This is a genomic window from Hymenobacter sp. AT01-02 (assembly GCF_000961955.2).
In the GTDB taxonomy this organism is placed as follows: domain Bacteria; phylum Bacteroidota; class Bacteroidia; order Cytophagales; family Hymenobacteraceae; genus Hymenobacter; species Hymenobacter mucosus.
The window spans coordinates 1-7,454 of the sequence record NZ_JZIR02000189.1; the positions used below are offsets into that span (position 1 = coordinate 1).

10 protein-coding genes are annotated in these 7,454 nt (G+C 57.2%); 8 read left to right on the top strand and 2 right to left on the bottom strand.

Annotation, left to right across the window (positions count from 1 at the left end; genetic code table 11):
* Positions 1 to 8 precede the first annotated feature (8 nt).
* From VI25_RS25435 to VI25_RS22190, 5 genes are all read left to right on the top strand, one after another.
* Positions 9 to 665: an ABC transporter permease gene (locus tag VI25_RS25435; protein WP_161807024.1), complete on the top strand. Its 657-nt coding sequence runs from the start codon at positions 9 to 11 to the stop codon at positions 663 to 665.
* 10 nt (positions 666 to 675) lie between these two features.
* Positions 676 to 1,197, top strand: coding sequence for an ABC transporter permease (locus tag VI25_RS22175; RefSeq protein ID WP_161807025.1), 522 nt, complete (start codon positions 676 to 678; stop codon positions 1,195 to 1,197).
* Between the two features lie 323 nt (positions 1,198 to 1,520).
* Positions 1,521 to 2,294, top strand: a complete 774-nt coding sequence (locus tag VI25_RS22180) for a hypothetical protein (protein ID WP_045690593.1) — start codon at positions 1,521 to 1,523, stop codon at positions 2,292 to 2,294.
* A gap of 271 nt (positions 2,295 to 2,565) precedes the next feature.
* A complete protein-coding gene (locus tag VI25_RS22185; protein ID WP_161807026.1) occupies positions 2,566 to 3,132 on the top strand; it encodes a hypothetical protein in 567 nt (188 codons plus the stop codon).
* The gene (locus tag VI25_RS22190; RefSeq protein ID WP_072144891.1) at positions 3,096 to 3,887 is read left to right on the top strand and encodes a S41 family peptidase; all 792 of its coding nucleotides are present in this window, start codon (positions 3,096 to 3,098) and stop codon (positions 3,885 to 3,887) included. Before VI25_RS22185 ends, VI25_RS22190 begins: the two co-directional genes overlap by 37 nt.
* A gap of 225 nt (positions 3,888 to 4,112) precedes the next feature.
* On the opposite strand, the gene VI25_RS22195 is transcribed toward VI25_RS22190, so the two are convergent.
* Positions 4,113 to 5,024, bottom strand: coding sequence for a S41 family peptidase (locus tag VI25_RS22195; RefSeq protein WP_055562913.1), 912 nt, complete (start codon positions 5,022 to 5,024; stop codon positions 4,113 to 4,115).
* A gap of 398 nt (positions 5,025 to 5,422) precedes the next feature.
* On the opposite strand from VI25_RS22195, the gene VI25_RS22200 reads away from it, so the two are divergent.
* The 3 genes from VI25_RS22200 (at position 5,423) to VI25_RS22205 (ending at position 6,654) form a co-directional block, all read left to right on the top strand.
* Positions 5,423 to 5,743, top strand: coding sequence for a serine hydrolase (locus VI25_RS22200; RefSeq protein ID WP_045690429.1), 321 nt, complete (start codon positions 5,423 to 5,425; stop codon positions 5,741 to 5,743).
* A 318-nt stretch (positions 5,744 to 6,061) separates the two neighbouring features.
* A complete protein-coding gene (locus tag VI25_RS28055) occupies positions 6,062 to 6,250 on the top strand; it encodes a hypothetical protein (protein ID WP_072144892.1) in 189 nt (62 codons plus the stop codon).
* Complete coding sequence (locus VI25_RS22205) at positions 6,226 to 6,654, top strand: serine hydrolase (RefSeq protein WP_045690427.1); 429 nt, start codon at positions 6,226 to 6,228, stop codon at positions 6,652 to 6,654. The genes VI25_RS28055 and VI25_RS22205 overlap by 25 nt, the downstream gene beginning before the upstream one ends.
* 116 nt (positions 6,655 to 6,770) lie before the next feature.
* Here VI25_RS22205 and VI25_RS22210 read toward each other — a convergent pair.
* Positions 6,771 to 7,454 (bottom strand): erythromycin esterase family protein (locus tag VI25_RS22210; RefSeq protein WP_236705210.1); only part of this gene is annotated, 684 nt, incomplete at its 5' end.

The window sequence follows — 7,454 nt, forward strand, 5'->3', positions numbered from 1 at the left end:
GCGCGAGCGTGGTTACGGGGCTCTGGCGGGCAGTTACCCCGCGTTTTACCTATCGAGTTTTCGAGCCGGCGGCTGTGCTGAAAGGCAAGCTGCCGACCAAGGCCGGCGACGTGTGGACGCGGCAGGGCTTGGTCGTGCTGCAATTCACGCTCTCAGTCCTGTTCATCGTGGCCGTAGTGGTCGTCAATGCGCAGTTGGCGTTTGTGCAGCACCAGCCGCTGGGCTACGACAAAGCCCATGTGCTCCGCTTTGATACGGGCGGCAAGGCGGCGCGCCAGCAGACGGCATTTCTGGCCGAGGTGAAGAAATTGCCCGGCGTCGTGCAGGCGTCTACCGTCTTGGGCGGTTTCCTAGGGGGGCGCCACGTGGAGGAGACGAACTGGCGGGGGAAGCGCCTGCCAGTAGCGACAATGCTGGTCAACTACGACCTGTTGGAAACGATGGGCATGCACCTGGTAGCGGGCCGCAGTTTTGCGCCGCAGTTCCGCGCCGACAGCGCCGCCATCCTCGTCAATCAGGCCCTGGTGGCCGGCCTGGGGATGCCCGACCCTGTGGGCCAACAGCTCGACGGCGCCCGCATCGTGGGCGTGGTCCGCGACTTCCACTACGAGTCCCTGCACGAAAAAAATCAAACCCCTGCTCCTCAAGCTCGACCCCCAGATTAACACGGTGCTCGTGAAGCTCCAGCCTAACGCGGAGCAGGCCACGATTGCGCGACTCCAGCAACTGTACGCCGCCTACAGTCCCGGCTTTACGCTCGACTATACGTTTCTGGACGCCGACTACCAGGCCCAGTACGTGGCCGAGCGGCGGGTGGCGGTGCTCGCCCGCTACTTTGCCGGGCTGGCCATTCTCATTTCCGCCCTAGGCCTGCTAGGCCTAGCCGCCTTCACCGCCGAGCGGCGGCGCAAGGAAATTGGCATCCGCAAGGCCTTGGGCGCAAGTGAGCTGGGTATCGTGTGGTTGTTGACCAGCAGCCTCACTTGGCTGGTCGTCGTGGCCATCGTCCTGGCGCTGCCTCTGAGCTACCTGCTCATGGAGCGGTGGTTGGAAGGCTTTGCCTACCGCGTGGCGTGGCAGTGGTGGTACTTCGCTGCAGCCGGCATGGGCGCCCTACTCATTGCCTGGCTCACCGTAAGTGTGCAGGCCTGGCGCGCCGCCCGCCGCAACCCCGTGCTAAGCCTGCGGGCAGAGTGAGAGGCAACTAGGTTGGCCGCTGTGGATTGCTAAAGGGTAGGAGACCGACCCCGCTGCCGTTGTACGCGGGCACAGGTATGTGCTAAGACCTCTTGATACGCACTGCTGACTTTCCACGACAATCACAAGTCTTCGGACTCTAGTGCAATCCCTATACTTTATAGCTTGTGCCATGCTGCTAGGCAACTGCATGGAGTTGATGCAACTGATTTGCTGGGTCTTGCTCTCTATCTTTAGTCGATACCCGCGTGTATATGGCGACTCGCATAACCAAAAATAAGGCTTAAGCCAGGACGCTCTTTTCCTCTTATTTTCCTAATTCTATGTTTCGCAAACTTCACATTCCCCTGACCCTACTACTAGCAGTCGGGCACCTGCCCAAAGTCGCTGCCCAAGAGGCCGCGCCGAGCGCACCAGGTCGGGCAGCTAATGCTTCCGCTCCCGTACGGCCCTTTCAAGTGGCCTACCTGCGAGCAAGTTTAGGCATTACCTCTACCCTCGGGTGGGAATATCATTGCCCTCGCCTGGCCGTGGAATATGCGCCGATGCTGACTCGCCACCTCGGGCTGGCCGGACGACTCGTGGGTGTCGCCGGCCATCCCACCGCTTCCACCCCCCTCTATGGAAGCTGGATTGAGCAGGTGCCGAATCAGAACTATCGCGCCGGGTTCGTGGAAGCGGAAGGCCTCGTCTATCCCTTCGGCAACACGCGGCGCGTGCGCTTTGCCCTCGGATTAGGAGGATATGCAGGCTTCTATAAACTCAACGCCATCAGTTCCGCTAACGTGGTCGACCAACAGGTGGTAACTTATGAGTTGGCTACACGGCAAGGCGGGGCTGTCGGCTACCTCGGGTCACTTAACGTAGAAGTCGCCTTGGGCAAGCAACGCCGCTGGCTGGTGGGCCTCAAGCTACCCGCCAAAAAGGCCTCGGCGGCATTACCAATCTACCAGGCAAAGCCTAACGATAGCCCGCCAACTCTAGCGCAAAGCAGGGGCCTGTTGCCCTCAAAAAACAGCAGGAGTTTAGCTAAAGCAATTGAAAGCTTCGCTTCGAGAGCAGCCATTGCTTTTCGGAGGTGTTGCGTGATAGGTTAATTGTGAATAACCCAAAAGGTAGACACAAAAAGAGCGTTACCGCATGCTCCCAGCTCATCACTTTGAGGTGGTCTAGTGAGGCCGGACGGAATGAGGATTCAGAAAAAAGGGGGGGTATGTAGTAGGGATGGAGAGCGAACGTTGCTCCGATTTGGAAGTGACTAGCTTTTGAAAGGTAGACTTACGAAACGTTTCGTATACTTGCATCTACGAAATGATTCGTACTAAGGGTTGCCCTGAAGGTAGCCCTATCAAGTCCCTGCCCTTGCCCATGAAGTACCCTCGCTTGTTGACCCTGCTGGTGGCCGTGGTCGTTCCTTCCTTTTGCCAGGCGCAAGGCACCGGAGTCCCCGCGGTGGATATCCCCCAGTTGATGGATTCGGTGGCCCTGCGCCTACAGCAACACTACATATTTCCCGAAAAAGCCCAGCGTATGGGCGCGTACGTGCAAAGCCAGGCCAAGAAGAACGTGTACGCCGCGTTGGCAACCGACCCAAAACACGTCATGAAGCAATTGCAGGCGGATTTGCAAGCGGCCCATCACGACCCGCATGTGTTTGTGGAGTACAATCCGGAGTTGGCAAAGAACAGCCGAGTAAGCCCGCAGCCGAATCCCGAAGAAATGGCGCAAGCCAAGAAGTATTGGAAAGCCAATAACTACCTCTTCAGAAAGGTAGAGGTGTTGCCCGGCAACATTGGCTACTTCCCCTTTACGGGCTTTATCCCAGACCTCGTCGGCGCGCAACCCACCATCAGTGCGGCCCTGCAGTTTGTAGCCAACACCAACGCCTCATCATTGATTTGCGCGAAAACATGGGAGGAAGCCCGGAAATGGTGAACCTGCTGGAAAGCTATTTTTTCAAGGAGAAAACGCACCTGAACGACCTGATTACTCGGTCCACCAATGACACGACGGTATACTACGCGGACCCGGCGAAAGTCCCCTTTACCGTGTCGATGCCGGTGTATATTCTGACCAGCCACCACACGTTTTCCGGGGCTGAGGACTTCGCTTACGCCCTGCAGATGGCCAAACGTGCCGTGGTGGTTGGGGAGACCACGGGCGGCGGGGCGCACCCTACCAGGCCGGTTTCGGTAGGGCAGGGGTTCGTGGTTTTCATTCCCTTTGCTCGGTCACTGAACCCGGTCACGCACACCGACTGGGAGGGTACCGGGGTCGTGCCCGATGTACAAGTAGAAGCCAGGCAGGCCTTGGACAAAGCCCGGGAACTGACATTGCGCGCGCAACGCCAAACGGCATCGAGTGAGCAGGAAAAACGACAAGTGGACTATTTACTGGATGAGTTAGCGGCCCAGCATCCAACTTCCGCCGGGCCGGGGAGCCGACTGCAGCCCTATACCGGCACCTACGGGCCGCTGACGATGTACCTGTCGGGTAACAAGCTTCTCTGTAAAAATGTAGAGGCCAATAATTTAGTCACTGAATTACGCCCGATTGCCCCCCATCGGTTTGTGTTGGATGACAACGCGCACGTCGAGTTTGTGCAGGATAGCACCGGTAAGTGGAATCGGATTAAGCTCTACGTCAGTGACGGCAATGTCTATGAGGAACGGAGAAAAGGAATGAAGTAACCACTTGGAACTGCCAGGCAAAGGTACCGTTGCGCTATCTGTTTACCCTTTGTACCAACCTTTTAACCAAGGCCAACCTGTACGGAAAATGAGGCTCAAACCTGAGGCCGAAAACCGTCGCTATTGCAAGGTGGGGTGGCCTCTTTTACCTCTTGTAGACGACGTTTATAGCCTATAAAAGACTAGTTGGCAAGAAGGTTATTAAGCATCAAGTCCGGGAAGACGCTACCGTTTCTCTGGCCCGGCCACGTAGTTCTTCGCTTGGTATTCTTCTCTAATCCAGCGAATGGCTCGCGGCACTACCTCTGCTGGCCTGAGTAACTCGTCGGGGGCTAGTGAGTGGCCATAGGGTACCAGGCGGCGGTCGGCGAAGACAGCGGTTGTCAGCAAGAGAACGGACCCATCCGACAAGTCAAAGCGGCTTCTGCTGGTCGGTACCCCGCCAGTGCCCGCCCCAAAGCTTCGGGTGTGCTTTCGGGCCTTGAAGGCGACGGCAACGGCCTCGCCCGAGCTGGCCGTTAGCGTATCGGTCAGCACGGCCACGACCGGGTTGGCCGACTTCAGCGTGTAATACGGAGCTGTTTCGGCCCGGACGTCGCCGTCTAGCAAGGCCTTGCCTTTTTCGTACTGCCACGCGGTTCTGGTGTTATTCGCGTCAATATAATAGCCGAGTGTATCTTCGCCCAACACTGGCCCTACCCCCACGAGCATCGGCCACATATTCCCGCCCATATTCCCTCGCAAATCCACAATCCAGCCTCTCAGCTCTCGCTTATCCTGCGCCTTGATGCGGGCTTGCACGTGGGTCATATACACGGCCAGCTGTTGCTGATTGCCGACCACCCAAGGAATTCGGATATAGCCGATGTCTTCAGGAATCGGCTCGTCGGCGTAGATCGGGGGCTGCTTGGCAGGGGGTATTTCGGGGCCTTTTACCGGGCGGGCACCATAAAACTGGGTGTGCTTATCGCCTAGGGCCACGAGGGCACCTGCAACCGCTGGGTAGGCCTGCTCAAGGGTGTTGGCGCCGCGTGCTTCGGCTAGCAGGTTCTGCTTGAACGCGACCCAGTTGATGGTCGTCCGATGCAGGGAATTGGCTTGCAGTATACGGACTACCTCCTCCAAATACTTCCGCACCGCAGGGGAGGGGGGCCTACGTTCTGCACGACAAGCGGCAAAGACGAAGCATAAAAGGCAGAGCTTGAACTTCATGTTTGCGTGGCCTAGTAAAACAACGCTCAATATGCAACGCTCATCCCGGAAAAACACTGCAATTTATCCGTGAGACGACGGTAGCCGAAACCCACCACTTTTCCCAGAGTTATCCGAGAAATCGTAGTATGATAACCAGGGGCTCTTTCGGTGCCCGGTTGCTGCTCCCAGTCGAAGCGCGGCCAGCAAACTTTGGTGCTAAAATTTTAACCAAGGCCAACTGCCTCACTTGGTTATCCTCCAACACCCCCTAACTCATAAAGTAAACCTTTATTTGCCGTTAGCGCTGGCCCGTAGTGCCACTACACTCTTTGCCTTATCTAGTGCTCAAAATCGTTGTTGCCTTACTTCTCTGGTTACCTTTTGGCTTTGCCACGCCCGGAGTGGCTCAGCGGCGGGCCGCACAAGACTCGCTAACGGCGGAGTTGGAGGCCTTGCGTAGCCAAGGCCATTTTAACGGGTTTGGAGTGGCCATCGTGAGTGGGCAGGGCGTCCTCTACCAGCATGGCTTTGGCTTTGCCGACGCTCAGACTCACAAACCCTATGGCATCCACACCGTGCAAAACATTGGGTCGGTGTCCAAGACGATGGTAGGGCTAGCCTTGGCTCAAAGCCCAGGAACTAGGTCTGCTCACCCTGGATGATCCTATTACTAAGTACTTGCCCTTCCCAGTCACCAACCCAATTTTCCCCGAGGTGCCGATTACGCTCCGGCACTTAGCCACCCATACGTCCAGCATCCGCGACAACGACTTCTACCTAAGCAAGAATTACTACCTCAAGTCTAGACAAAACCTGACGGGCCTACGGCTAGCGTTTGAGGACGAGCAGACGTTTATTCCCGCTGATTCGGCGGTGAGCCTGCCCGTGTTTCTGCAAAACGTGCTGACCCCGCAGGCAAATGGTACCAGCCGAAGGGGTTTCTCGCTCGCCGCCCCGGCGAGCTATATGAGTATTCCAACGTGGGTACCGCCCTGGCCGCGTACATCGTGGAGTTGGCCAGCCATCAGTCGTTCCCCGACTTCACGGCCTGCTACCTCACCCGGCCCCTGCGCCTGCGGGATTCGGCTGGCACTTCGACGACGTTGCTTTCTCCCACTATTCGCGGCTGTACCAATCGCCTACCGTGGCGTTTCCGTACTATGGACTGACAACCTACCCCGACGGCGGCTTTATCTCCTCCGTCGCCGACTTGGGCAAGTATCTACAGGAACTCATCCGGGGCTACCAGGGCCAGGGCACCGTGCTACGGCCGGAGAGCTACCGCGAGCTGTTTCGTCCCCAATTGGTGGCCAGCAACTTTGAGCAACGCAACGAGCGCAACCCCTACAGTGAATCCTATAATGTGGGAGTTTTCATGGGCTTCGGCTATACGGGCTTTATCGGCCATACCGGCGGCGACCCAGGCGTGGTGGCGCTGCTGTTTTTTGACCCTAACTCTGGTATTGGCCGCGTGTTGCTGCTGAATACTAATCTTGCCAATAAAGCTGGTGGGGCCGCGATGTACAAAATCTGGGATACGCTAGCAAAATATCAGCAACGAATAAAACGCTGACGGATAGGTAAGCACCACCAGAACGAAAGGAGCAAAGCTCAGCCCCAGACTCCGTTTGCGTAACAGCATATCACGGGTAGCCACGCTAGGTGCGGGCGGGAAGGGCCGAAGCCTACTCACTTTTTTTTCGTGGCTTGCATCTCACGGATGAAGAACAGGCCATCGTACACCAAATTCCATGGGATAGGGGCAAATCGCGCCGGAATCGTGTAATGAGAGGGGCTTTTTAGCAGGAAAGGCGCTGAGGGGGAGTTGAATTGTTTGTTATAGGCGGTAAAGTCTAGGAAGCCATAGGCTAGGCCCATCGGCACCCAGTTTTCCAAGCCATTCTGGTCGGGCGCCTGCACCGGATATGCTGCCCCACCTAGCCGGCCGCTGGTACCTTGGTACGAGGCAAAGCCCAGCACGTAGGTTTGCTTGGCCCATTGCGGGTCCCGCGTGAAATACGTGCCCATCTTGTTCCGCAGGATAAGGTCTACTTTCTGTCCCTTGGGGAGCTGGTCAGTCCGCTTCATGATATGTTGATTGGCGGCCCAGACAATGATCTTCGCGTCTTTGTAGCGCGTGGTCAGCAGGAATTTCAGGTTATCGGCCATGGCTTTGTCCCGGGCCCATTCGCTGGGCACTCTTTCCTCCAAGCTAAAGGCGCGTATACCTTCGATCACGAGCGGCCAGGCCGAGGTATCGTGGGCAGCAAGCTGGGCCTGACTGACCAGTTGCAGGCCGTCCTTCAGGGGCTTGCGCATATCGGGGCGAAATGCACCAGGCGTACGCATCTCGCAATTCGCCCTTGTACTGCC

Coding starts and splice junctions, on each gene's coding strand:
- VI25_RS22180 (WP_045690593.1), top strand. CDS start 1,521: ATGTTTCGCAAACTTCACATTCCCCTGACCCTACTACTAGCAGTCGGG.
- VI25_RS22185 (WP_161807026.1), top strand. CDS start 2,566: ATGAAGTACCCTCGCTTGTTGACCCTGCTGGTGGCCGTGGTCGTTCCT.